The sequence below is a fragment of the Thauera phenolivorans genome (assembly GCF_001696715.1).
GTDB classification, from domain to species: Bacteria; Pseudomonadota; Gammaproteobacteria; order Burkholderiales; family Rhodocyclaceae; genus Thauera; species Thauera phenolivorans.
This window is the reverse complement of record NZ_MBFM01000002.1, coordinates 626,952-649,785: the sequence shown is the minus strand read 5'-3', so window position 1 is coordinate 649,785 and position 22,834 is coordinate 626,952. Positions and strand designations below refer to the sequence as shown.

Annotated in this window: 21 protein-coding genes and 1 tRNA gene; 5 read left to right on the top strand and 17 right to left on the bottom strand. The window is 69.0% G+C overall.

What is annotated here, in order from left to right; genetic code table 11:
* Positions 1–33 precede the first annotated feature (33 nt).
* A complete protein-coding gene (locus BB334_RS06460; protein WP_068805899.1) occupies positions 34–1,503 on the top strand; it encodes a permease in 1,470 nt (489 codons plus the stop codon).
* Between the two features lie 2 nt (positions 1,504–1,505).
* On the top strand, positions 1,506–1,748 hold the full coding sequence (locus BB334_RS06455; RefSeq protein ID WP_068805896.1) for a thioredoxin family protein: 243 nt from the start codon (positions 1,506–1,508) through the stop codon (positions 1,746–1,748).
* Between the two features lie 219 nt (positions 1,749–1,967).
* Here BB334_RS06455 and BB334_RS06450 read toward each other — a convergent pair.
* A tRNA-Ser gene (locus BB334_RS06450) sits at positions 1,968–2,058 on the bottom strand.
* An 84-nt stretch (positions 2,059–2,142) separates the two neighbouring features.
* Here BB334_RS06450 and BB334_RS06445 point away from each other — a divergent pair.
* Positions 2,143–2,505 carry a DUF2237 family protein gene (locus BB334_RS06445; protein ID WP_068805893.1) on the top strand — a complete coding sequence of 121 codons (363 nt, stop codon included), beginning with the start codon at positions 2,143–2,145 and terminating at the stop codon, positions 2,503–2,505.
* Between the two features lie 159 nt (positions 2,506–2,664).
* Positions 2,665–3,108 (top strand): hypothetical protein, encoded by a 444-nt coding sequence (locus BB334_RS18130; protein WP_232756664.1) that lies wholly within the window; start codon positions 2,665–2,667, stop codon positions 3,106–3,108.
* Here BB334_RS18130 and BB334_RS06440 read toward each other — a convergent pair.
* Positions 3,054–4,754, bottom strand: coding sequence for an IS1634 family transposase (locus BB334_RS06440; RefSeq protein ID WP_068805890.1), 1,701 nt, complete (start codon positions 4,752–4,754; stop codon positions 3,054–3,056). The genes BB334_RS18130 and BB334_RS06440 overlap by 55 nt on opposite strands.
* Positions 4,755–5,000: 246 nt before the next feature.
* On the opposite strand from BB334_RS06440, the gene BB334_RS18595 reads away from it, so the two are divergent.
* Positions 5,001–5,234 carry a PEP-CTERM sorting domain-containing protein gene (locus BB334_RS18595; RefSeq protein ID WP_068805887.1) on the top strand — a complete coding sequence of 78 codons (234 nt, stop codon included), beginning with the start codon at positions 5,001–5,003 and terminating at the stop codon, positions 5,232–5,234.
* Between the two features lie 38 nt (positions 5,235–5,272).
* Here the strand turns inward: BB334_RS18595 and BB334_RS06430 are convergent, their stop codons facing one another.
* The 15 genes from BB334_RS06430 to lnt all read right to left on the bottom strand — a co-directional run bounded on the left by BB334_RS06430 (position 5,273) and on the right by lnt (position 22,828).
* The gene (locus BB334_RS06430) at positions 5,273–6,031 is read right to left on the bottom strand and encodes a hypothetical protein (RefSeq protein ID WP_158014367.1); all 759 of its coding nucleotides are present in this window, start codon (positions 6,029–6,031) and stop codon (positions 5,273–5,275) included.
* 85 nt (positions 6,032–6,116) lie between these two features.
* Positions 6,117–6,650 carry a hypothetical protein gene (locus BB334_RS06425; RefSeq protein ID WP_068805881.1) on the bottom strand — a complete coding sequence of 178 codons (534 nt, stop codon included), beginning with the start codon at positions 6,648–6,650 and terminating at the stop codon, positions 6,117–6,119.
* A gap of 11 nt (positions 6,651–6,661) precedes the next feature.
* Positions 6,662–11,584, bottom strand: coding sequence for a phospholipase effector Tle1 domain-containing protein (locus BB334_RS06420; RefSeq protein ID WP_068805878.1), 4,923 nt, complete (start codon positions 11,582–11,584; stop codon positions 6,662–6,664).
* Positions 11,575–12,498 carry a TadE family protein gene (locus BB334_RS06415; RefSeq protein WP_068805875.1) on the bottom strand — a complete coding sequence of 308 codons (924 nt, stop codon included), beginning with the start codon at positions 12,496–12,498 and terminating at the stop codon, positions 11,575–11,577. The genes BB334_RS06420 and BB334_RS06415 overlap by 10 nt, the downstream gene beginning before the upstream one ends.
* Positions 12,495–12,851: a DUF192 domain-containing protein gene (locus tag BB334_RS06410; protein WP_068805871.1), complete on the bottom strand. Its 357-nt coding sequence runs from the start codon at positions 12,849–12,851 to the stop codon at positions 12,495–12,497. Before BB334_RS06410 ends, BB334_RS06415 begins: the two co-directional genes overlap by 4 nt.
* A 1-nt stretch (position 12,852) precedes the next feature.
* Positions 12,853–13,731 (bottom strand): type II secretion system F family protein, encoded by an 879-nt coding sequence (locus tag BB334_RS06405; RefSeq protein WP_068805868.1) that lies wholly within the window; start codon positions 13,729–13,731, stop codon positions 12,853–12,855.
* Entirely contained in the window at positions 13,728–14,582 is an 855-nt protein-coding gene (locus BB334_RS06400) for a type II secretion system F family protein (RefSeq protein WP_068805865.1), read from the bottom strand. Before BB334_RS06400 ends, BB334_RS06405 begins: the two co-directional genes overlap by 4 nt.
* The gene (locus BB334_RS06395) at positions 14,579–15,859 is read right to left on the bottom strand and encodes a CpaF family protein (protein WP_068805862.1); all 1,281 of its coding nucleotides are present in this window, start codon (positions 15,857–15,859) and stop codon (positions 14,579–14,581) included. Before BB334_RS06395 ends, BB334_RS06400 begins: the two co-directional genes overlap by 4 nt.
* Before the next feature lie 19 nt (positions 15,860–15,878).
* Positions 15,879–17,294, bottom strand: a complete 1,416-nt coding sequence (locus BB334_RS06390; protein WP_083200308.1) for a type II and III secretion system protein family protein — start codon at positions 17,292–17,294, stop codon at positions 15,879–15,881.
* Positions 17,291–18,187 carry a Flp pilus assembly protein CpaB gene (gene cpaB / locus BB334_RS06385; RefSeq protein WP_068805859.1) on the bottom strand — a complete coding sequence of 299 codons (897 nt, stop codon included), beginning with the start codon at positions 18,185–18,187 and terminating at the stop codon, positions 17,291–17,293. The genes BB334_RS06390 and cpaB overlap by 4 nt, the downstream gene beginning before the upstream one ends.
* A 7-nt stretch (positions 18,188–18,194) precedes the next feature.
* A complete protein-coding gene (locus BB334_RS06380; RefSeq protein ID WP_068805856.1) occupies positions 18,195–18,407 on the bottom strand; it encodes a hypothetical protein in 213 nt (70 codons plus the stop codon).
* Complete coding sequence (locus BB334_RS06375; protein WP_068805853.1) at positions 18,404–19,111, bottom strand: hypothetical protein; 708 nt, start codon at positions 19,109–19,111, stop codon at positions 18,404–18,406. The genes BB334_RS06380 and BB334_RS06375 overlap by 4 nt, the downstream gene beginning before the upstream one ends.
* Positions 19,108–19,878, bottom strand: a complete 771-nt coding sequence (locus BB334_RS06370) for a hypothetical protein (protein WP_068805850.1) — start codon at positions 19,876–19,878, stop codon at positions 19,108–19,110. The genes BB334_RS06375 and BB334_RS06370 overlap by 4 nt, the downstream gene beginning before the upstream one ends.
* Positions 19,875–21,278, bottom strand: coding sequence for a hypothetical protein (locus BB334_RS06365; protein WP_068805847.1), 1,404 nt, complete (start codon positions 21,276–21,278; stop codon positions 19,875–19,877). The genes BB334_RS06370 and BB334_RS06365 overlap by 4 nt, the downstream gene beginning before the upstream one ends.
* Complete coding sequence (gene lnt / locus BB334_RS06360) at positions 21,275–22,828, bottom strand: apolipoprotein N-acyltransferase (RefSeq protein WP_068805844.1); 1,554 nt, start codon at positions 22,826–22,828, stop codon at positions 21,275–21,277. Before lnt ends, BB334_RS06365 begins: the two co-directional genes overlap by 4 nt.
* Positions 22,829–22,834 lie beyond the last annotated feature (6 nt).

The following is a 22,834-nucleotide window of genomic DNA, read 5'->3' as shown; positions in this document are numbered from 1 at the left end:
GGGCAGCAAGGCCTTCTCGCCGGAGTGTGTGTCATGGACACCGTACTTTCCTGGATCCTCCCCGTCTTCCACGGCGGGCTGGGCAATCTGGCCGCCTATCTCGCGGCTCACGTGCTGCTGTGCCTGCTTCCGGCCTTCTTCATCGCCGGCGCGATGGCGGCGCTGATCCCGAAGGAGACCGTCACCCGCTTTCTCGGGCGCAACTCCAGCAAGGCGGTGTCGTATCCGGCGGCCGCGGCGGCCGGCTCGCTGCTGGCGGTGTGTTCGTGCACCATCGTTCCGCTGTTTGCCGGCATCTACAAGAAGGGCGCGGGCCTCGGGCCGGCGATCACCTTCCTGTTCTTCGCGCCGGCGGCCAACATCCTCGCCCTGGTCTATACCGGCGGCGTCATCGGGCCCGACCTCGCGATCGCGCGCTTCGTGCTGTCGCTGATCTTCGGCATCGGCATCGGGCTGCTCATGGCGCTGATCTTTCGCGCCGACGACGCCGCGCACGATCTGGCGACGGACAGTCCCTTCGCCGCCCGCGGCGAGGGGATCGGGCGCACGGCGCTGGTGTTCCTCTTCGTCTGGGTCGCGCTGCTGCTGGCGGGCACCTTGAAGCTCGACGTACTGACCGGCACCTACCTCGCGATCGACCTGCCGCTGGCCGAGGCGCAGGCCTGGCAGGGCGTGCTCGACAGGCTCGTCCCCTATGACGCCACCCGGGGCGAGGAAGGCGTCTCGCTGCAGGGCGTGGTGCTGATCGCGCTGCTGGCCGGGATCGGGCTGAGCGCCTGGCGCGGCTTCGAGAACATCCAGGATGGGGCCAGCGCATGGACGTGGACCAGCCTCGGCCTGATCGCCGTGACCCTGCTGGTGGCCGCGCTGTCGGTGCAGGCCGTGCCCGAGGGTTTGCGCGTGGGCCTGACCGGCAAGTTTCTCGCGGTCGCCGTCAGCCTTGCCGGGCTGTACGCGATCGCACGGCACCGGCTGTCCGAGCAGGAACTGGGCGACTGGCTGTGGGAGTCGTGGCGCTTCGTGAAGCAGATCTTCCCGCTGCTGGTGATCGGCGTGTTCATCGTCGGCATGATCCGCGTGCTGATTCGCCCGGAGTGGATCGAGATGCTGGCTGGTACCAACTCGCTGACCGGCAACCTGGCCGGCGTCGCCTTCGGGGTGTTCATGTACTTTCCCACCCTGGTCGAAGTGCCGATCGCGAAGATGTTCCTCGACCTCGGCATGCACCGCGGGCCGCTGCTCGCCTACCTGATGTCCGACCCCGAGCTGTCGCTGCAGAGCATGCTGATCATCTCGGCGATCATCGGGCGCAAGAAGACGGCCACCTATGTCGGACTGGTCGCGCTCTTCAGTGCGACCGCCGGCTTCACCTATGGCGCCTGGATCGACGGCACCCCGCTGCTGGCGCTCGCCCTGTATCTTGCGGGCTTCATCGCGGCACTGGCCGTGCTGCTGTCGATCGCCAGCCGCCACGTAAGCTCGTCCCCACTGAAAGGAGTCTGATCATGCTCAGCATCAAGGTTCTCGGCCCCGGTTGCGCCAACTGCCGCAAGCTCGAGGAGATCGCGCGCGAGGCGGTCGCCGCCACCGGCGTGGAGGCGGAGATCATCAAGGTCACCGACATGCAGCAGATCGTCGCCTACGACGTGCTGAAGACGCCGGGCCTGGTGATCAACGAGAAGCTGGTGTCCTCGGGCCGCATCCCGACCGCGGCGAGCATCGCCGAGTGGATCCGGGCGGCCGGGTGAACGCAAGGGAGAAGGGCGTCCTGGGTTCAGGGCGCCTGCACGTGAATGCGGTAGTGGAGATATGCGCGAAACCGGCCTTCGTCGACCATCGCCTTCACGCCCAGTCGATGCAGCCCGTGTTCCTGTAGCACGCGCAGCAGCGTGGCCTGCCGGCGATGACGGCGGCGCAAAGCAAAAAGCCCGGGAACGCATTGAGGTCCCGGGCTTTTCTACATATTCTGGCGGAGAGGGCGGGATTCGAACCCGCGTCAGGGTATTACCCTGAACACGCTTTCCAGGCGTGCGACTTAAACCACTCATCCACCTCTCCGTGGAAGCGCGAGATTATAGCCGCGCTCCGCGAGGAGTCAAAGCCTTTGGGCCGTCTTCGGGACGTTTGACGAGAAAGGAAGGCATGAATCAGGCGCGAAACGTGCTCGGGGGCCCGCTGCTGGCCTGTAGTTACTCCCCGCTCACCGGCTTCTACCGCACCGGGTGCTGCGACACCGGTCCGGACGACGTCGGGCTGCATCTGGTGTGCGTGCGGGTGACGGATCAGTTCCTGACCTTCTCGCGCCGCATGGGCAACGACCTGTCCACGCCGCGGCCGGAGTACCGCTTCCGCGGGCTCAAGCCGGGCGACCGCTGGTGCCTGTGTGCGCTGCGTTGGAAGGAGGCGCTCGAAGCCGGTGCGGCGCCGCCGGTCGTCCTCGAGGCGACCAATGAACTCACGCTCCGGGTGATCGACCTCGATACCCTCAAGGAATATGCATGGTGAGCATGCCGTGGCGCTGTTTGTGCGCCGCGGCGTGACGGATGCACGGGGACGAACGGGCGGCTCTCGCTAATCTGGCCCCGGGGCAGGGATTTGCCCCGATCAACCCAGAATGCGAGGCAAAAAAGAATGTTTTCCCAATTCCCACGAGTCCTTCGAGCGGTGCCGGCCATCCTGGCCAGCGCGCTCCTTGCCGCCCCGGTTCATGCCGCGGTGATCTACAACGAAGGCCCCGCCGCCGAGCCGACTGACAGCGTGGTGCTGGAGCTGCCGGATGGTCGCAAGCTCGAGTTTTACGTCGAGCGCAATGGCAATTCGCCCTTCCTCAGTGCTTTCGTGACCGCTGATGGCGTGCGGGTGCTGAAGGAGTCCGCGCTCGACCTCGATGCGCTGATCGACGCTCAGTCGGGCCCCTTCGTCGAACGCCTCAATCTCTATAAAGTGCGCGATAGCGGCAAGGCCGATGGCGACCAGATCGCTTGGGAGTCCCGAGTTCGACAGTTACGCGCGCAAGTATTTGTTTTTGTTAGAGCGCACTTTCAAAAATGCCACTACAACAGCGCCAACTGCTCCGGCGCCGCCGGTCTTTCTATTCCTAACGCATGAAGCACCTCGTTCTGTTCCGTGCTGATCGTCGACACCCCCGCCATGGGCTCGCCGCCGTTCAGGCGCACGCGGTGATGCTGGATACGCTGCAACTGCTCGAGCGCCCGCTCGGGCGTGTAGCCCGCGTCGGCGGCCTTGAGGCGGCTGCGCATCACCCGGTGCAGGATCAGCGCCATGAAGCAGATCGACGCATGCGCGCGAATCCGCTCGGGCAGGCGGTGATACACCGGGCCGATCTCGATCTCGGACTTGAGCACCTTGAAACCGCGCTCGATGTCGGCGAGCGATTTGTAGCGCTGAATCACGTTCTGCGCGGCGAGGCCCTCGGCGTTGGTGACCAGCAGCAGCTTGCCGTCCATCATTTCGGCAAGACGCTTCGCCTTGTCGTCGATGTGGTAGCTGAAGAGTTCCTCACCCAGATCCACCTTGAGGATGCGCGACAGGTGCGCTTCGCTGACCGCGTGGTAGAAGCGCGCCTTGGCGCCGCTATCCGAGAGCTTGCGCCCCCGGTGCTTCACGCCTTCGTCCTGCTCGGTGAGCTTGCCCGACCATTGGTCCGCCTGGCGGATCAGCGCGTCGATGCGCTCGTTGCGCTGCCCGGTCTTGGCAGCCGCTGTTACCGGGTCGTGCGCGACCACCAGCCGCAGATCGTTCCAGGCGTGCTCCGAGATGACCTCCTGCGTGGCGCCAGCGCACTGCGCTTCGTGGAAGGGTTCGAGCAGCTCGATGAACTCGTTGTAGCGCCGACCGGGCACGGCGACGATGAATTCGAGCGGCTTGCCGCTGGCCAAGCGCACGGCCTTCAGCGCCTCGAGGTTATCCAGGCTGAGCAGTCCCCGGTCGGCCACCAGCACCAGGCGCTGCACCGACGGGAAGCGCTCGAGCACCTTGGTGAGCGTGGGCAGCAGAGTGCGCGTCTCAGCCGTGTTGCCGTCGAACACCTCGTGGTAGATCGGCAGCCCCTCGGCGGTCTGCACCACGCCGAGCATGAACTGGCGGGCGATCAGCCCCTCCTTGGCCATGCCGTACTGGCGCACGTCACCGGCCTGCTGGCTGAGCCCTTCGCTGCGGATCGTGGTGAGGTCGTAGAAGACCACCGACAGATCCTGGTCGATCAGCGGTCGCAGCAGCCCGGCGACCACGGCATCGACCTCGTCCTGATGATCCATCAGCGCATCGAGGCTGCGCAGCAACTGCTGGTGGGTGACCGCCTTCGGTCCGAAGTCGGGCAGCGCCACCGTCTGCACCCAGCGCAACACGCCGAGTTTGGATTCGGGGTCGCACAGGCGGTTGAGCACCATCAGCCGAATCAGCGCTTCCACGTCCGTGGTGCGGCGCGTGCGGCGAAATACCCGCCGCAGCTCCGAGAAACCCAGCGACTTCCACAGCTCGGTCAGCGCCCACACGTTACCGAGCGCCCGCGCGGACTCGAACGACACCGTCGGCGCCGGCGGTTTGGCGGCCATCGGCTCGCGGCCGGTGATCTTGAGCAGGCCGTTGATCACCGCGTCGAGCGCACCATCGACCTGCTCGGCGCGGCCGAGCGTGGCGACGGTGCGCTTCTTCACCCGTCCCGCCTCGTCGCGATAGGACTCGACGAGTTGGACGTAGCGGCGGCCTCCGGAGGTGGTGAGCTTGACGTGCATGTTGCCGCCACTTTAACCACCTAAGAAGCGCCGTCAAGCTTGAGGGTGGCTGTTACAAACGTGCCACCACAGCACTTTTGCGGTCGCGGCCTTCAAACCCGCGCCGGCGTTGGAGGCACTTTCCGAAAAGGGGCGAAAATCGGGGGGAAGTGTCGAACCCCGGGGGAGTGGGCGTCCAAGCCCACCGGCTACCTGGGCTTCTCCTTCACCGATGCCAAACAGGAAGTCCGCTATGGCTGGGTCGACGTGGCGATCTCGTCGGACGGGCTGAGCGTGCGCGAATGGGCCTACGAGGATGCGGCCGGCCTGCCGATCCTTGCCGGCGCGCGCGAGAGCGTGGGCGACACCGCAGGCGACGGCCCCATCGAGAATGTGGGCGACGCCGCCTCGGTGAATCCCGTGCCCGAGCCCGGCGTGCTGGCGCTGCTCGGCATCGGTGCGCTCGGCCTCGTCGCGGCGCGCAAGCGCGCCAAGCGCTGATCCTTGGGCTGACGTCGTCATCCCGGGCACGGCTGCGCTCAGTTCGGCGACAGCACGGCCCGGAGTGCTGAAAAGCCCGCCATCCGGCCGGTGCCGCCATCGATGGCGGTGAGCAGGATCAGGTACGGTCCGGGGCGCGCGAGCGGGCGCGACAGCGGAAAGTCCGCGTGCTCGCGCTCGGTGAGCGCCTCGCCCTTGAAGCAGGACGCATCCGCGGTGTCGGCGAGAACGCAATCCTCGTCGAAGACCTGCACCCGGTAATACACTTCGCGACCCAGTGCCGGCCAGGAGATCCGCGGTCGTGTGCCCTTGCTCACGGCGGCGGTGAAGGCGGGTGGGACGTTTCCGGTGGAACCGAATAGCGTGTAGCTGCCGTGGGCGGCGACGAAGTAGTGGCAATCACCGGCGCTGACTTCGGTCTTGCCCGCAGTGTTGTCGAAGTCGCCGGAGATGCGATCGGTCCCGGCATCGTACCGACCACCGAAACGACCGCCGACGGCAGCCCCGTCGACCTTGCCCTTCCATTCGCCACGAAGGTCCGTGCCGACGCGTGTTCCGCCGACCGTGCCGATGTCCATCCCCGCCTCGCAGCCGATAAAGCTGAACGGCATCAGGCCGGAAAAGCGCCCGCCGTGCGGAGGAACTTTGAGAAGCACGCCGCCGACGGTGGGATCCTCAGGATTGTTCGCAGCGTCCTCGACGTAGTAGCCGATGTAGAGTCTTGCGGGCGCCGTCGGGCTTGCCGTCGCCATTGAGGATGAGCAGACGGCCATTGCCGCAAGGCTGAACGCGGACATCAGCCTGCGTGAGGGCAACAGTGCGAAAAGCCACAGCGCGGCGGCGGGGAAGGATGGTGCAGCATTCGGAGGTCCCATCCGTGCCTCACCAGTCGCCACCGGCCATCACGTTGCGTAGCGGGCCCTTGAAGTCCTTGCCGTGATCCTCCACGTCCCAGCCGAACAGTACGCCGTCGTCATGGATGCGAAACTTGAGACGGATCGCGCGGCCACGCTGGGCACGCACGTAGGTGAAGAGCTCTTCGGGGATGCGTTCGAGGACGGGGACGGTGTAGTCGCCGACGATGGTGCCGCCTTTCCAGCCGCCCCGCATGTCGAGCACGAAATCCCCTTCGCGCCAGGTGACCCGGACCCATTTGGGGAAGGACTGATAGCGGCTGCCGCCGTAGGCGCTGACTGCGGAGTTGCGTTCGTTCAATCGCGCGTTGCCGAAGATCGATTTGCCCGTGTCGGTTGTTCCCTTGACGCCGTATTTGTCCTGTGCACCCGGCGCGAGCTCGTGGTAAACGATGAAGCCCCAGCCGCGAAGATCGCGGTCGGTCCTTGGTTTGGCGTAACTCGCGCAGGCGGTGAGTGCGGGCAGGCCGAGCGCCAGCGTCAAGAAGTCGCGTTTGTTCATTCGTCCTCTCCTCATTGCAGGATCATCTCGATGTCGTAGTCGTTCGCCGCCAGCCAGGCGAGATAGGCTTCCATGTCCACGCTGCCGGAGACATTTTGCACCGGCCAGTCGTCATAGCGGATAAAGGCGGTGGTGTCCGCGTGGCGCATGCCGTCGATGTGGGCCTCGCGCTGCAGGGCGAGGCTGCCATTCTGATAACGGACTTCGCGGTCTTCGGAATGCTCGTTGGGCGCCGGGCCCTCTTCGGCGAAGAGGTTGCTGCTTTTGTCATGCATTACGGGCTGGGGACTGACACTGCGATCAAGAGCATCCACATCCATCTTGACATTGACGCTCTCCGCCTCCTTTACCATCCAGGCCAGTGCGACCTTGGCGAGATCGCCCTCTTCGAAACTGCCGCCGATATCCGAATGCGAGCCCAGAAAGCCGCGCTCGATCCTCGTCTTGCCGTCCGGCGTGTCCATGCCTGAGATGGATTCCAGCGGGAACAGGCGCCGGTATTCATTGAGCGCGACCGCATGGGCCACATGGGCGAATTCGTCTGGGATGCGGAGGTCGTATGAGCCGACGTGCACGCTCAGGACCGTGTCCCACAGCCCGATGAAGCGCAGATTGACGCGCTGGCACCGGAACTGATGGTCGCTTGCGTACCGGTAGTAGCCGTCCCGGTAGCTGGCGGCGACCTGGTTGGCGAAATCGCGCGCCTGTGCCGCTCCGCGGCTGAAGCCGATGATGTCGATGTCGAACGCAAGCTCGTCCTCCACCCCGTCGGCGTGGCGGTCGAGATAGTCGACCATCGCTGCGACGCGTTCCTTTCCCGTGAACGAGAACGCCATGTCAAGAGGGTTGCCGCCCTTGTAGACGGCATTGTGGATTCCCGTGCCGGGGTCGACAGTGCCCGGACCGGTGATGTAGTAGGTCCGACCGTCATCATAAAGCTCGCGAAAATTCACCACATTCGACACCGGCTTCCCCGGTATCTCCTCATTCCCCGTCCCGTCGAACGCAAACAGGATCAGGCCGAGTGGGTCGGCGTGCGTCAGCGGGTTGTGCGCAGCGTAGGCGAAGGGGGTGGTGAGCCGATGCGGTCCCAGCGGGTCGGGCTCGAGGTACTGGCCGCGGCGGGGGTCGTAGGTGCGCAGGACGTTGTCGTGCCAGCCGGTTTCCGCGTCGAAATATTGGCCGGGCAGACGCAGGTTGAGCACGAACGGTCGCCTCGTCGTCGGTTCGGTGCGGCCGACAACCGGGCGAGCCTCGCCGTAGACCGAATGATCGGCGCGCCAAATCACGCGCGCCCGATCGTCGGTCACCGCGGTCGGCGTGCCGATCTCGTTGGCGTGGATGTAGCGGATGCGGGTGCCGCGACCGAGGAGCTCGTTCCAGCCGATCGAGAGGATGCGCGCAAGCCGGCCGCGTTCCTGCAGACGGCGTCCGCTCGGGTAGTCGAGCAGCGCCACGGGCGTACCGTGCGCATAGACATAGCGACGCATCAGGCGCGCCGCGCCGCGCCCGCCGCGCGCTTCGCCGACAAGCTGGTGGCCCTGCCAGAGGAAGTGGGTGTCTTCGGCTGCGAGACCGTCGGCAGTCTTGCGCGGGAAGACCTCCTTCTGGATCCGCAGCCCGTGGGCGTTGTGGCGGTAGCGGGCGAGCAACGCGGGTGCAGGGCTGCTCGCGCCGGCGATGCCGCTGCGATCGCGAATCTCGACCGGGCGGCGGTCGGCGCCATAGGCGAGTTCGTAGTCGCCGATCCGGCTGGGCAGCCCGCCTGCGTCGCGCTCGAGAAGTGTTCGGTGGAAGTCGTCCGTGCGACCGTCGATCCGCCGACCGAGCGTGTCCCCGAGCCGATCGTAGGCGTAGTACTCCGCTTGGGGTGTGGCGCCTTGTTCCGCATGTTCGGCGGCGATGAACCGCCCGCCCAGGTCGAAGCCGAAACGGCTGTGCCTGTGCCGCAGTGCATCCTCGCGCGCGACCATTTGTCCGGTGGGATCATAGCGGTAGGCCCAGCGCTCGATCAGACCTGCCAGGCCGGCTTCCGCGGCGTGGGCCACACGTAGCCAAGACAAAAGTGGCTGTTGGGCGGGGGGGGCGATGACATGATGCTGAAGCGCAGACAGTCGACCGTCTGCCCCGATCGTCCATCTGGCCTCGACGCCATTGCCGAAGCGGTAGCCGCCCGATACCGGCAGTCCTGGGGCTTCGGCGCGCAGCGCGTCCGCCGGGCTGGCGGACCGTATCAGAGGTGTCCTGCGACGGAGCGGATCGACCCAGTCGATCCCCCGTAACTGGCGCCCGGAGCCCCAGCGATAGTGGAGCGTGCCGCCCTCGGGCAGTTCGTGCGCGAGGACCCGGTCGGCTTCGTCGTAGCGAAAGCGCTCGACGTACTCGAAAGCACCGAGATCGGGGCGACCGTATTGCCCGGCGCGTGCGATGCGGCGGGTGGCGATCCGCCCGAGGGGGTCATGAATTCGTGTTTCGGTCTCATGCGGATGAGCGATGCGCACGAGATGCGGCCCTTCGTAGTGAAGCCGGGTGACCGCGCCCGGGCTCCCCGGTCGGCTGACCGAATGGGCGACGATGCGCCCGGCCGCGTCGCGCTGCCAGCGCCAGACGCCGCCGTCAGCGAAGCGTCGCTCGATCAGGCGTCCGGCGGCGTCGTAGTCGAAGGTTTCCAGTCCGGTCGCATCGGTCCGCCTGGCGCGCAGGAGGCCGAAATCGTCGCGCCAATGCGCCAGACCCGCCCAGTCGCTGATAGCGGCCGATGTCGCGGGTGGAGGCGTACGAGCGCTGGCAGCCTGCCCGACCGCCGGCTGCGGCAGGGGGGCCATCGGCCGCGAGTGGCCGTCCTGGAGCCACAGGCCGTGGCCGCGGCTGGACACCATGGCGGCGAGGCCTTGTCGACCGTCGTGCCCGAACCAGCGCACTTCGCCGTCGGGCAGCGTGATCCGCAGCGGGCGACCGAAGCCGTCGCGTGCGATCTCGAGGATCGCATCGCCGCGCTGCCATCGCAGCGGGCGACCGTCCTCGTCCAGGCTCAGCCGGATGGGCACGCCGTCGGCGGGGGTGGCGGCGACGATGCGCCCGAGCGCGTCGCGCTGCAGTCGTTCGAGCAGCGCCATCGGACGGTTCAGTGCGAGGAGATGGTTGCCGGCCTCGTCGTGGGTGAGGAAGGTGATGTCGCTGTCCGCGGGGGTCGAGGCAGGGCCGTTCGGCAGCGGGCCGTCGAAGGCCTGCAGCAGGCTGCGGCCGCGGGCCTGCCGGTAGGTGTAGCGAGTCGTCCGTTCCAGCGGCACGCCCCCCGGGACGGGTCGGCCCTCGGCATCGACCGGGCTGTAGCCGGTCTCGAGAAGCTCGACCGGCTGGCCGTGCATGTTGTAACGCAGCGCGAGTCGATGCTCCCGGCCGGGGACGACGCTGGGTCGGGCGAGCAATGTCGGTCGGGTGAGCTCGCCCTCGTACTCGTAGCGGAGAAAATGCGATTTCCGCTCGCCCGCGGCCCCCGCGGTGGAGAGGTCGATGCGCTCCAGGCGACCGCGCGTGTCGAAGCTGAAGCGCCTCGTCTCCACGACCCGTTCGTGCGCGGGATCGACGCGGTGGGATTCGATCAGGCGACCATGCTCATCGTAGCGGTGGCGGATGGCGAGCTCCGCACAGTCGTGGCAGGGTCGGGCAAGGGTCTCGAGCAACCTCCGCTGGCGACCGACCAACCCATGGATGTGGCGGAGCGTTCCTCCTGTGCCATCGGTGACGATGGTGATGCCCCTGGCGCCGTCCTTCGCCGCGCGCTCGAACACGAGCCGGACCGTCTCCGGGTCCTCGGACTCGCTCGGTTCGCCACGCATCGAGAACACGCCGCGACCCTCCTCGTCGTACCGCCAGGTGTTCTCTCGCCGCGCGACGCGGCTGCCGTCTCGCGCGGTCGTGGTGGCGGTGATGCCGGTGAGGTGGCGTGGGTGACGCGCGTCTTCGTAGTGGTACTCGCGCCCGACCCTGCCGGCAGCGACCTCCCGCTCCACCTGCGTCAGTAGCGGCTCCGGTCTGCCGCCCGGCGTGGCAGGCGTGGCGTCCGCATAGCGATAGTGGAAGCTGCCGGCCGGCGAATCGATCTGCGATACCTGGCGGCCCGCACCCTGGCCCGGGGTGCGGGCGTAGCGGAAGCGCAGCTCGCGCTCCTGCGGGTCGACGATCCGCAGCAGGCTGCCGTCGGGCGCGTAGTGAAGGCTGACGAATTCCCCGCTAGGCGCGAGGATCTGGATCAGGCGGCCGTCGGCGTCGAAACCGAGCGCGCGCCCGGCGCCCGCGCCGTGGGTCCAGTGCCAGACGTAATGCGTACCATCGTCCGCGGTGCGGGTCTCGATGTAGCCATCGGCGGGATCGGTGCTCGCGCAGCGCGTGCCGCTGTCCGGTTCGCGCCTGAAGATCAGGCCGCGTCCATCGGCCTGCACGATCTGAAGCGTGTCGCGGATCACATGCAGCGTGGTCTCGTAGCTGAGCCGCCAGCCGCGGCCGAAGAGCCCACTGGCGCGGCCGCTGTCGGCGTAGGCGCTGTTGTAGTGGCGCACGATTTCCAGGCCGAGCACGCCCGGCAAGGGCGCGAGGTCGGTTTCACGCTGGTACTTGTTGCCGTTGAGGACATCGATCGGATTGCCCGCGCCGACGTCTAGCGCGCCGCCGGCGCCGCCCTCCTGACTGGCCGGACCGGCTCCGTCGCACGTGGCGCCGCCGGCGCTCGGCCGGCATACGGCAGGGGCGGAAGGCGCGGAACCGATCGCCGGGTCGAGAATCGAGCCGCCGTCGTTGGCGGGCGAGGTGGACTCGCCGTCAAAGAACCCGGCGTGCGTCGGCAGCAGGGACTGCGCGAACAGTGTCGCCACCGCGACGATCCGCCGCAGTGCGCGTCCCGGGCGGCGGCAGGGGCCGAGGCAGATCATGGGCATGGAAGGTCTCCGCTGTCGTCGGAAGGGGGCGTGGGTGCGTCACCGCCTTGAACGGGCTCCACGATCGGAGGCGAGGGCGGCTTGGGCTCGGTGCAAAGGGGATCGAGGCTGCCGCAGGGGGGAAGCGGCTCGGGTGGCGCCGGTGTGCCCGGCGCGATCGGCGTGTCGCCGCCGCCCGAGACCGGGCGGGGAACGATCGCGCCGCTCTCGATCGCGTCGGATTGCATGCGCACGGTCACGTGGGAAACCAGCGGAATACGCCCGGCAGCGAGCAGGCGGCTGCGAAACGCGTCGCGATCGTCCGCATCGAGGGTGCGCAGCGCCCAGGTGAAGAAGCGCCCTGCGAGGGGCATCTGTTTCGCGCGCGGGATGCCCCAGGTGAGGCGAAGCTTGAGCAGGTTGGCGTCGGCCAGGGTCTGGGCCGAGCGGTTGTGTGCGGGGTCCGCGGCACAGCCGGGGCGGTCGGGCGGACAGCGCCGATGGGCGAGGGCTGCACTGGGAATGACGCGTTCGGCGGTCCCCAGACGGTGCGCCGCCGCGGGACTGTGGAAGTCGTCGAAGCTCTCCTTGCTCGGTGACAGGATCTCGATGCGCACGGCGCCCGCGAGGTCGTCGTGGGCCCGGCGGGCCGCCGCGGCGAGTTCCCCGGCGTTGCGGCCGCCGCCGTAGTAGGCGGTCATCGCGCGCGTGAAGGCGAGCCGGATGCGCGTGGGGTCGGCATGGGCCAGGCTGCCGGCGCGGGCGGCCTCGAAGCCCGCGTAGTTCAGGCTGCTCTTGGCGTGGAAGGCGAGCCCGGTCTGCAGGATCGCCATCGTCAGCGCGAGCAGGGTGGGGGCGACGACGACGAAGCCGACGAGGCCAGCGCCATGCTGGTGGTCGCGCCGGACGATGGCATCGAGCGTGCGGGGCGTCATCGGGCACTCATCGCTGCGACGAGCTCGTCGAGGCGCTCGCCGCGGAAGATGCGCGCGCTGGCCAGGCTGCCGGCCGGCAACTCGAGCACCGCGCGCGCGCCGGCGCAGCGCATCGCGCGCCACGGGCGGAATGCGCTGCGGGTGGATAGGACGACGCCATCCGGGCTGATGAAGGCGAGGTCGATCGGATAGACCATGCCGAGGCTGTGCACCGCATTGCACGGCAACAGCAGCAGGCCGTGCCCCGGCGCCAGCGTGCGGGTGGCGAGCAGGCCGCGGGTGCGTGCGAAAAATCCGGTAGCGATGCGGACCCTGTAGTCGCGGTCGGGGCGACACATCCTCAGACTCTGCATCTCACAGCCCCATCTCCATGAACTTGAGCGCGATCGGGAAGCCGAGCACGAGGAAGGTGCAAGGGAAGATGAAGGCGATCAGCGGCAGCAGAAGCTTCACCGGCGCTTCCATCGCTTTCTTCTCGGCGAGCGCGAAGCGCTCCATCCGGCGCTGTTCGGCCTGCGCCCGCAGCACTGGACCGAGGCTCATGCCCATGCTCTCGGCCTGGATGATCGCCGACACCAGATACCCGATCGCCGGCTCGTCGAGCCGCTCGGCGAGTTCGCGCAAGGCGTCGGCGCGCGACTTGCCGGCACGGATGTCGCGCAATACGCGCTGCAGGCCGTCGCGCAGCGGACCGGCCGGACCCTTGGCGACCGCCTGCTGAAAGGCGCCGGTGAGGTTCAGTCCGGCCTCCACGCAGAGCGTGACCAGGTCGAGGAAGAAGGGCAGCGTCTTGAGAAGCAGGCTGCGCTGGCGCTGCACGCGATCGTTGAACCACGAGAGCGCCAGGAGGAGGCCAGCTGCGCCACCGATGACAAAACCGATCGATACGCCGTGCCCGGGCAGGTTCGCCGCCGCGGTCGCGCCGACCAGGCCGAGCGTGAGCGCTGCCGCGACACGATGGGCGAGCAGCTGGGACGGCGTCATCACGTAGTCGAGCCCGGCGATGCGCAAGCGGGCGAGCGTGCGCTGCTGCAGGCGCGCGGGCAGCCGCGCCCCGCCAAGGTGGGCGATCCAGCGTGTCGGCCACCACAGCCAGTGCACGAACGCGGGCGGGCGGTCGAGCCAGCTGCGGTCCTCGGGCGGGATCGCGGCGATTGCGCGCGCGACCACGAGCGCGACGAGGGCGACGCACAGGCCGATGGCTAGGGCGCTGAGGGCGAGGACGGCGCTCATACGTCGATCGCCACGATGCGAAGGATCAGCATGACGCCGCAGGCTTCGAGCACTGCGATCACGCCGAGCGTGGCCCAGCCCATCGGCGTCGACCACATCACGGCCATCGCCTCGGGCTCCATGCGGCCGAGTACGAGCAACAGGAGGGCCGGGAGCAGGCCGACCACGATCGCCTGCAGCTTGCCCTGCGCGGTCAGGGCTCGGATCTTCTCCTCCATCGCGAGCTGGCTGCGCACCGTGTGGGCGCTGCGCTCGAGCGCCTCGGCGAGGCTGCCGCCGGTTTCGCCGGCGATGCGCATGGCGGCGATTACCATCGTCAGCGACGATAGTGGGACGCGCCCGGCGAGGTGCTCGAGCGCCTCGTCGAGGCTGACGCCGAGCCGCTGCTCGCGCAGTACCAGGTCGAATTCCTGCGCCAGCGGGGGGCTGCCCTCCCGCACCAGCTGCTGCAGGGCGTGGGTCAGCGATACGCCGGCGCGCAAGCCACCGGCGATCACCAGCAGGGCATCGGCCAGCTGGCCTTCGATCAGGCGCATTCGCCGCACGCGCAGCCGACGGTAGGTGAGTCCCGGCACGAGCGCAGTGCCGGCGCCCAGCGCGAGCCCGATCAGGGGCTGCCCGCTCACGAGCCAGCCGACCAACCCGCTGAGGGCGACGAGCGCGAGGTTGGCCGCGAACAGGCGGGCAGGGTCGAAGAAGAGGAAGAGCTCGCCGAGACGGAAGCGCGCCTCGGCGGTGAAGCGGGCGCGATAGATGGTGAGCCCGTCTTCGCCGATGGCGGCCATCGCCCATGCCAACAGGGCGACCGCCAGGCCTGCCCCGACGGCGGCGAGAAGCGGTTGGGTGCTCATGCCGGCAGACGGTCGAAGATGGTGAAGTCGAGCGCGACCTGGCGCTGGCGCAGCTCGTCGTAGAAGTTCGGCACCGCATCGCAGCCGACGAAGCGCTCTCCGCGCTGGCCTGCGCGCTCGAAGCGGAACAGCTCCTGCAACTGGACGCGGCCGCCCTCGAGGCCGGTGACCTCGCAGATGCTGGTGACCCGGCGCGTGCCGCAGGCGAAGCGGGTCTGCTGCACGATGATGTCGATCGCGCTCGCGATCTGTTCCCGGATCGCGTTCAGCGGCAGGTCCATGCCGGCCATCAGCACCAGGGTTTCGAGGCGGGCGAGGGCGTCGCGTGGGCTGTTGGCGTGAAGGGTAGTGAGCGAGCCCTCGTGGCCGGTGTTCATCGCCTGCAGCATGTCGAGCGCCTCGGGGCCGCGGCATTCGCCGATCACGATGCGGTCGGGGCGCATCCGGAGCGCATTGCGCACGAGCTCGCGGATGCTCACCGCGCCACGGCCCTCCAGGTTGCTCGGGCGCGCTTCGAGCGACACCAGATTGTGGTGGTCGAGGCGAAGCTCGGCGGCGTCCTCGATCGTGATGACGCGTTCGCCTTCGGGGATCAGGCCCGAGAGCAGGTTGAGGAAGGTGGTCTTGCCGGTGCCTGTGCCGCCGGAGACGACGATGTTGCGCCGCTCCTCGACGCAGATGCGCAGGAACGCCGCCATCGCGGCCGACAGCGTGCCGCGCTCTAGCATGTCGGCCATCGTCAGGTGGCGGCGTGCGAAGCGGCGGATCGTCAGCGTCGGTCCCTTGAGCGCGAGAGGTGGGATCACCGCGTTGACCCGCGAACCGTCCTTCAGTCGGGCGTCGACCATCGGCGAGCTCTCGTCGATGCGGCGACCGATCGGTGCGACGATGCGCTCGATCACGCCCAGCACCGCGCGGTCGCTGGTGAAGCTGCAGGGATGGCGCTCGATGCGGCCGTCGCGCTCAACGAAGATCTCGTCGAAGCGGTTGACCATGATCTCGCTGATGCGCTCGTCCTCGAGCAGGGCCTCGAGCGGACCGAGTCCGATCGCCTCGTCGAGGACCTCGCGGCACAGTCGGTCACGGTCGACCGCGGCGGGAATCGCAGGGTCGGCGGCGACAATCTCCGCGATCAGGGCAGCGGTCTCGTGGCGCAGCTCGGCGTCCGACATGCGGCCGAGATCGCGGCGGCGCAGGTCGATGGTGTCGAGCAGGCGTTCGTGCACCCGCTGGCGCCAGTGCAGTTTTGCGGGGTCGGGGAGGGTGGTGTCGCTCATGGCTGGCCTCGCTCGCCACTCAGGGCGCGTAGATGTTCCCGAAAGGGTCGTGAATGGGCCGGGCGCCGCGATCGGGCGGCGTCGGTGCGGCAAGGCGGCGCTCGGCGCGCTCGCGCAGCGCGGTCGCGCGCGGGTCGGAGCCGATCTCGCCCGGCTTGACCGACCAAGGGGTGAGGAAGACGACGAGCTCACTCTCGCGGTTCTGGAAGCGCTTCGAGCGGAACAGGCTGCCGAGCACCGGCATCCGGCCGAGGTAGGGGACGGCGCTGACATCGTTCGCCTGCTCCTGGTTGATCACGCCCGAGAGCACCAGGGTCTCGCCCTCGCGCAGGTTGAACTCGGTCTCGGTGCGGCGCGAGAGCAGGCCGGGAACGCCCATCACGCTGACGCTGCGGTCGAGCGAGCTGACCTCCGTCTTGATGCGCGCGCGGATCGTGCCGGAATCGTCGGCGACCGGCTCGATGATCTCGAGGCGAATGCCATATTCCTTGAACTCGATGTTCGGCGTGCCGGTGGCCGAGGCGGTCGCGATCGGGATCTCGCCGCCGGCGAGGAAGTTGGCCGTGCCGCGGTTGCGTGCGGCGAGGCGGGGCTGGGCGAGGATCACCGCATCCCCCTTCTGGGCGAGCAGGTTGAGCCGCCCGACGAGCGAGCCGACGAGGCTGAAGCGGCTCGAGAACGGCCTCAGACGCTGGCCGTCGATGCTGATTTCGGTGCGCGCGTCGCCGTCCTCGAGCACTCGGGACAGGTCCGCCCCGGTCCGGTTGTCGTGGTACAGGTCGCCGACGATGTCGAGCCCGAGCAGCGGTTTGCCCTGGCTGGTCCAGTCGATGCCGAGGTCTTCCAGTCCGTTGCGCGAGATCTCGACGAAGTGGACATCGAAGGCGAACATGCGATCGAAGCCGACGCGGCTGGTGAAGTCGATGACCTGGGGAAAGCGCTTGACGATCTCGGCGATCCTGTCGCGGTCCGCGTCCGAGATGTTCTCGCCTTCGATGACGAGATGGTCGCCGAGGGGGCGGCTGCGCACGTTGGGGATGCTGTCGAGAAAGGCATGCAGATCGCGCGCGAGCCGGCCCATGTCGTGCTGGCGCACGGTGATCTTCATGCGCTGGCTGCGTCCGTCGCGCGTCCACACGTGGAGCATGGTGTCGCCGGCGGCGTTGGCGATCAGCAGGATCTCACGCTCGTCGAGCACCGCCGCGGAAAGCACCTTGCCGTCGCCGACAGCCAGTCGTTCCGCATTGCGTTGCGGCAATACGCGGGTTTCGCCGGCGAACATCTGCACTTCTGCGAGGGCGGACTCGCCGCGGGCGGGGCGGAGGTCGAAGGGCACGACGCCGGAAGACGTCGTGCTCGCGGTGGCGGGCAGGGCGGGAGCGACGAGCAGGAGGGGAAGGGTGAGCGCGATCAGCGCCCGGCTGCGGCGGGTCATCGTTCGTCGGTCTCCAGAGCGACAGGGGTTGGAGAGGCGCGGTCGGAGAGAAGCTCTGAGAGCGCTTGTGCGAAGCGACCCGGCGAAAGGGGGGTATTGCCCTCGGCAATGGGTCCGCCTCGGCCGCCGTAGATGACGGGCACGGAGGGAGGGGGTGCTGATGGCGGATCGTCCAGCCCGAGCAGCGCGAAAGCATCGCCGCGCGGACGCGCCGCATGGTGTCGGTCGCCAGGCGGCCGCAGCACGGCGCTCAGGCTGCCCACGCTGCGGGCGGCGAGAAGCCTGCCCGCCTGGTCGGGGTCGAGCTCGAGGGTGATGGTGGTGAAATCGGCTTCGCCGGACTCGGCACCGCCGACGCGGGAGCCGGTGGCGAGCACGCTGACCTCCTGCAGCAGGGGAAAGCTGAAGCGCCGGCCATCCTTGGCCACGTCGAGCACGAGGTCGATGACGTCCCCCGGTTCGAGCAGGCCGGAGATCGAGCTGAGCTGATCGACCGGCACCGTGACCGCGCGCCGTCCGGGCGCAAGGCGCGCCGAAAAACGCGCGGCCCGTTCGCCCTTGAGCTGCGACCACAGCAAGGGTTCGCCGCCGCGCGCGGGGAAAGCGAGCGCGGCACCGGCCGCGCGGTCGAACTGCTCCGGCGTGATGGCCGCCGAGTGGAGCCATTCGCGCGGCACCTCGCGCACCGCGACGTTGTCGTGGGTGACCCGGGCGCCAGCGGCGAGGGTCTCGCGGGCGACCACGGCCTGCGCCATCGGCTGGCGCGCCTGCTGTTCGATGTCGGCGACGCGCTGTTCGACATGGCGCATCGCCAGCCAGGCGGCGGCGAGTCCGAGCAGCGCGGCGACGGCGAGGGTGATCCAGTTGCGGTTCAGGGCGAGCTTTAGTTTCATGACGGATTCATAGCGGCAGGGCAAGAGCGTGGAGGAAGCGCGCGAAGCCAGTGCCGACGGCATCGGCGAACTGCGCGATCAGGGGCGGTTCGCCGCCAAACGGCAGCCCAAAGAGGCCGACGACCACGGCGAGCGCGAGCAGGTACTCGGGGATTGCCTGCGCGCGCTCGCGGGCGGAGGACGAGGGTGTGTGCGTACGGGCGCGGACTGCGTGGCTCACCCCGCTTCTCCCCGGTAACGAACCAGCTGGAGCACAACCACGGTCTCGCCGGCGCGTCCGGTGACCAGCGCCAGCGCGTCGCGCCCATCGCCGCCGAACCAGACGCTGCGCCCGCCAGCGATGGCGATCTCCCGCTCCGGCCGGTAGCCGCGGCGCTTGAGCTGGCGCAGCAGGTGGCCGACGTTGAGTGCGATCGAGTGGCGGTTGTGCCACACCAGCGTGCGCGCGCTGCGACCTCGGTCCGTGGTCTCGACGTCGCCACTCAGCCGGCTCGCTGCCGGCAGGACGATCTCAAGCGGCCGCGACGGTGCGCCGCCGAACTCGGTGACCGCCACGCTGCCTTCGGTGTGGTGACGGTCGGTGGCGCGCAGCCTTACGCCGATCAGATGGGCGCCGTCCTGACTTGCGAGCAGGCGCCAGCCCTCGTGCTCCGTTTCGATCCGTGCGGTGCCGAGCGCCTCGCGGAAGTGGGCTTGCACCGTGCCAAGGGGTTGCGCCACCCGGAACAGCCGGATGCGCGTCGGGCGAGCGCCAATGCGGACCTCGTCGGCGAGTTCGAAGGAGGCGGCGCCCGCCGGGAGGGCGATCTGCCCGCCTTGTCGCTCGGCGTTGGCGGCGATCGCGCGCTGTGCGACAGGGAGGTCGAGGAGCGCCATCAGCGCGAGGGACAGGGCCAGCCTGGGCAGCTTGCGACAGGCGATCATCGGCAGGCTCCCGGCAGGCGGTCGCAGGGGACGAGCTCGGGGTCGACGCGGTCCACGGCGAGGGCCGGGTCGAGTACCAGCGGGGGCAACAGCGTGCCCACCGTTTCGCCGAGCATCTTCAGCGACCTGATCGGGTACACGAGCGGGCCGGCACTGCTGATGCCCGCGGCCACCGCGGCGGGGGACGCGGTCGCCCAACCGTCGGCGAGGATCAGCTGATGGCGGCTGATCTCGAGCCCGAGGCGGTCGAACGGCGGCAGCGCTTCGAGATCGTGCAGTCGCACGTTGATCTGCAGTGCGTGCTCATTGCGCATCGGCAGGTCGAGACCGTGCGCACCGGCGAGCAGCGCTCCCTCCGGAATCAGGGGCCCGGCCCGTCGCACTGCGATCGATACCGTGGTGTCCGGGTCGTCCAGCAAGGGCGTGCCGTCCGGGTCGGTCCACAGGGGGTTGAGGGCGGCCGTGGGGGCCCGCCTGCCCTCGCCACTTTCGATCGGCGCGTCGCTCGCGCCGAAGAAGCGGGTGCGTACCTCGGCGGCGAGCCTGGCCTCGCTCTTGAAACCCGCGGCGCCATGGGCGATCGTGCTTTCGAAGGCGAGGTAGCGGGCGGCGAGCTCGGTGGCGTGGGCGATGTCGAGGTATTTGCCAAGCATGGGCACGAGCGCGAACAAGGGCACCAGCACGAGGGCGAGGACGAGGAACTCCACGGTCGACTGGCCGTCCTGCGTGGTGGTGCCGGGGCGAGGCGGGAGGGCGATCGGCCTCATGGCAGCACCGCCCCTTCCTGGCGCGCCGCGGCCCAGGCACGGTCCGCTGCGCTCGGACTCGCGAGCCGGACCTGCCAGTAGGGCGCGTACAGGCTGGGAAGCTCGGTGCGGCCGTCAGTCCGCGCGTTGCTGCGGTCGAAGAAGGCCTCTGCGCGGGCGAGCGCAGCGAATTCGTCCCCGGGAACGGTGGCGTCGAACTGGTGCAGCCGTCCACTCGGCTCGACCCGGCTGCTGCCACCGGACAGGCGCAGGGCGCGGCGTGGCTTGCTTACCCGCAGGCTGAGGCCGGTGCTCGTCTCGGAGCCTGCAGCGAGATCTGCGAGGCCGCGGGTGGCGGGCAGCCCCGTGAAGCTGGCGCCGACACGATCGAGCTCGCGCATCGAGGGCTCCGCATAGCCCTTCGAGGTCTTCGGATTGTCTCGATAGCTGCCGCCATGGTCGCCGCGGCCGCCCTCGCTCGAACCGGTTTCCGCCGCGCTCCAGGCAAGCGACTGGCGCTGCCAGCGCCAACGTCCCTTGCGCAGGCGCTGGCCCTCATGCTCCAGGGTGTCGAGTGCGCGCCACTGGTCGAAGCCGATCAGTTCGGTCCCGCCGCGGCGCTTGAGCTCGACGTTGCGCTGCAGCGGGAAGATGTCGGGACCGCCGATCGACCAGCGGCGGTCGCGGCTGAACTCGTCGAGGGAGCGCGTGGTGAGCTCGGCGAGCCGGCCGCGCAGATCGCCTCCGGCCTCGTTGCGACCGTAGCGGCGGGTGAAACTGGCGAAACCGTGGCTGGACGGGATCAATTCGGCGGACATCGCCGGGTCGATGCGGCGTACAAGTTCGCTGGCGAGCGCCTGCTGGGCGGCCCCGGTCGCGAGGCTGGCGTGGAGCAAGGTCTGCGAGCCTGCCAGCGCATGAGCGGCGCCGTCATGGGCGGCGACGATCGTGGCGAGGCTGCGCTCGAGTGCGGGCAGGGCGCGGGCGATCGGCTGGCCACCGAGGGCATTGGCATACGCGGTGCCGCCGAAGGCGGCGACGAGTCGCAGCAGGTCAGGATAGTCGGAGGGCTCGTAGATCCAGCTCGTGGAGAGACTTGCGAGGAGGGGCGCATTGGCGACGCCGCGCTCGAAGTAGCGCAACCAGGCCGCGAGCCCGACCGCCTGCGCGATCGCCACCTGGTTGGCCACGATTGCCCGGTTGGTCCAGGCGTCGTAGTTCAGGGCACGCGTTTCCATCAGGGCGACGCTGTAGGCGACGGCGTCGGCCGCGTTGGTGAGACGGATCTTCTCGTCGACCGCGCGACCGCTGTTGAACATCAGGTACATGACCGCGGCACAGGCGAAGAGGAAGAACAGGCCGAGGGCGAGCACCTGACCGCGCTCCGCGCGTAGGCGGCACGTATGGCGCAGAAAGGTCATGCGGCACTCCGCGCGTCACGGGCGCGCCCGTGCCGGGCCCCGGGCAGGGCCGACAGGGACGCGGAGAAGGCGAGCGCGGCGAGACCGAGCGGGATCGCGTCGCCGTGGCGCACGTAGGGCGTGATGCCGATACGTGGCTGCAGCGTTGTCTCGAGCACTGCCGGCTGGTGCGGGGGGACGACCGCGTCAATCCGGCCGTCGGCGCGGATCGAGGCGGTCCAGCCGGTGTTCGCCACCCGCAGCAGCGGTTTTGCCGCCTCGAGCGCGCGCATCTGGGCGGCCGGCAGGTGCTGATGCATCGGCAGATCGCTGCCGTCCCAGCTGTCGTTGGAGAGGACGACGAGGTAACCCGCGGCTGCGCTCGCTTCGCGCGCTGCGTCGCCGAACAGGTCCTCGAAGCACAAGCGCAGGCCGATGCGTATGCCGCCGAGGACTGGCGCGGGCTGCAGCCGGGAACCCGGCACCGCGTCGAGCATGGGCACGCGCGCAATGCGCTCGAACAGCGGCCGCAGGATGGCGGCGGCGGGGATCGTCTCGCCGAAGGGCAGCAGGATCGTCTTGTCGTAAGTCTGTGCGCCGGAGGCGCCGACGATGCGTGCAGAGTTGTGATGACGCCGAGGATCGTCTTCAGTGCGGCGGAAGAGGCCGAGCAGCACGTCGCGGTTCTGTTCGCGCGCGCGTCGCTCGACGACGTCGAGGTAGCCCGGCGGTAACTCGTGCTCGAGCAGGGGCAAGGCGGTCTCGGGCAGGATGGCTACCCTTGCGCGGCTGTGCAGCGTGAACTCGGCGTAGCGTTGCAGTGCCGAGACGACACCATCGCTATCGAATTTCTCGCTGCCCGCGTAGCCGCCCTGCATCAGCGCGGCGCGCAGTGGCGCGCCGGCCGGACGCGTCCATTCGATGCGGGCGGCGAGTTCGGCGGCGGCGAGGATCGCGAGGAGGGAAAGGGCCGCGGCCTTCCGCGTGCGGCACCCCCCGAGGCAGATCAGCGCGATCGCCCCGCCGAGCGCCACGGTCAGTAAGCCCACGCCGAGGCCGCCGATGAGCGGTGCGAGGCCGGCGAGCGGCGCCTCGACCTGGGTGTGGCCGAGCGGCGCCCAGGGAAAGCGGAAGCTGCCAAGCTGTCGCAACCATTCGGTTCCGGCCCACAGCGCGGGCAACAGCAGGCAGGCGGTCAGTGCCGGCCGGGCATGCAGGGTGTGGGCGACGAGGGAGCAGGCTGCGGGACCGGCGGCGAAGGCGGCGATCACGAGGGTCGGTGCGCCGTAGGCGAACCAGGCCGCATGGTCCGGTTCGATCCCGGAATACAGCCAGCCGAGCACCGGCAGCCAGGCGCCGACGCCGAAGGCGATGCCGCCCGCCAGTGCCTGGCTTCGGCCCGGCGCACGCAGCACGATCCCGGCGAGAACGGCGAGTCCGAGGGGGGCGGCCGGCCACCAGGCTACCGGGGCTTGCGCGAGCGCGAGACCGAGGCCGCCTGCCGCGCCCGTCGCCACCCAGCGCCAGCGGCCGTCGGGGTGCAGGTGTGGCAGGAGGGGCAGCATGGTCATGGTCGA